The following is a 2,170-nucleotide window of genomic DNA, read 5'->3' on the forward strand; positions in this document are numbered from 1 at the left end:
GAAGACACGACGAGCCCATCGACGCGGCATCCAAAAAGGATCTGCGATCGGACCAGCAACCGCCACCGTCAGCTATTGCGCACAAGATCGTTAGTCTGCATCCACTCACGCAGGGTAGCGGCTAGGTCTCCGGTACCGGCCACCGTCTGCTCAGCCAGTTCGCCAATCAGCTCGTCGAGCTGATCGCGGGCGATAACTTCGACAGAGGGGTCCCGCCGCGGGCGGCTGCGTTCGTCGATGCCCTGCATGAACCTGTTGATCAGGTCGAGCCGGTTGTTGGGCAACCTGCTCGCTGGATCATCGGCGAATGCAGCCACGGCAACGGTTGCAAAGAGCGGCACCTGCAGCACCTCCAGCAGGTGTGCGTCCTGCAGGGCGGCCTCCATGAACGCAGCCGCTAGTCCCTGAGGGTCTGCTGATTTGCTCGCCTGGAACCACCGCATGGAGAAGTCGCCCAAGTCCTCCACAGTGAACCCCGGCAGCCGTGCCTCATGGAATCCTGCGTCCGACAGGGGCTGAAGTTCATCGGTCGACAGCGGCCGGGTGACGACGATGAACCGATGACCGTGGTGCTGCCGAGCACGTTGCGCGATCAGGGAGATCACGGCAGCCCGGTCTGCATAGTCGCTGATCTCGTCGATGCCGTCGACGATCACCAACCAGTCACGCCCGCCCTGTCCCTGGGCAAACAGATCCGGGTCCAGCGGGCCCTGTGTCCGCGCAGTGCGGTAGACGGCATAACGGACGCACTCACTGAACGAGGCCTCGCCTCCGACGAGGTCACGGGCGAGGATCCGCAGCGGAATCGACTCCGGCAGTGGAGCCCCCGGGCTCCACCCGGCCGCCAATTTCGTCACCAGCTGCTGCACCAGAGTCGTCTTCCCCGTGCCCGGCGCGCCGATGAGCAACAAGTGCCCACTACGCGTGCTTACCAGGTCGGTGAGCCGGTCATCACGGACGCTGACGACTTCACCGGCCTTCGTTCGACTCTGCACACGGCGGTCGATGTAGACATCAAGCAGACGTGGTGTGGTCAGCCCCCAATGTCCATGCGGCGTGCGGCTCGCAGCCTCTGCCTGTGCGCTTAGAAGGTCGGACAACTGGCCTAGCCGACGCGGGCCGAGCTGGACAGGGACGTGCAGAAACTCCTCGGCGATCCAGAACAGGTCGTTCTCACAAAGCAGCGCGGTGATCGCCTCAGCGTCGAAGATTTCCAGCGCCACAGCGTGCTCGGTGCGGGCCCATGCCTGAAGCTTGTGCCGGACAGCCACCTCGATGTCCGATCCGACGAAGATCACGACCTGGTCGGGGCGCTCGCCGCTCCGGCAGATCTTGTCGACGTCGGCGCGGATCTTCCTGGCAACACCGCGTCGCTGGATCGTGCACGCGAACACGATACGGTCCGGTGACGCAGCCGCCGGCGGCGCTGACCTGCGTTCGCTGGATACGGCGAAGGTCTCGAAGTCTCGCCCCTGGTCGCCGCCAGCCGACACCGGGCCGGTCGCGGGTAGGACATTGCTGGCAATCCTTGCCCTGGCCAGATGCGTGCACAACTGCTCGAACGCGTGATGCCCGTTCTTGCTGCCGAGATCGCTGATCGCAAACTTGATCACGGTTGCCGTTGATGCGGGAGAGGACATCGGCTCCTCGGAATGTACGAGCGGATCACTCATCGTACCGAGCAGGATGTCGCCTCGCTTGTCGATCCGCGCACGAGCGGTTGGATATGCCCACTGTGGAACTCGGCGGGTGCAAGACCGACTCCACTCCGGCAGTACTTTGGCGCGGGTATTCCCACTGGGCGACTACGACTTGCTGTGCCGATTCGTGACCATCGGCGCGGTGCAGCACGGTCCTGACGCCACCGATGACGTCAGTGCCATGTGGCCCGGGTTGTACGAGAACAACGTACGCCACGAGTAGCGCCACGTGACGTAAGCCCTCGGCCGAGTTCACGTTCACCACCTGCTCGAACACGTAACGATCGGCGCGTTTTGGAGTGTTGTCACCGAAGCGTCGGCGCGATCACCGCACTCCGCCCTCTCCGCTCGAAGGCGTTACGTCCGGACCAGCGTTTACGATCTTGTGCGCAATAGCTGACGGTGGCGGTTGCTGGTCCGATCGCAGATCCTTTTTGGATGCCGCGTCGATGGGCTCGTCGTGTCTTCAG

General features: G+C 63.7%; 1 protein-coding gene. It reads right to left on the reverse strand.

All coding sequences use genetic code 11. From position 1 onward, the window contains the following. Positions 1 to 68 precede the first annotated feature (68 nt). Positions 69 to 1,673 carry an NACHT domain-containing protein gene (locus tag AB0J67_RS40735; protein WP_363491123.1) on the reverse strand — a complete coding sequence of 535 codons (1,605 nt, stop codon included), beginning with the start codon at positions 1,671 to 1,673 and terminating at the stop codon, positions 69 to 71. Between the last annotated feature and the right edge of the window lie 497 nt (positions 1,674 to 2,170).

The organism is Catellatospora sp. NPDC049609 (assembly GCF_040675365.1).
Taxonomy (GTDB): domain Bacteria; phylum Actinomycetota; class Actinomycetes; order Mycobacteriales; family Micromonosporaceae; genus Catellatospora.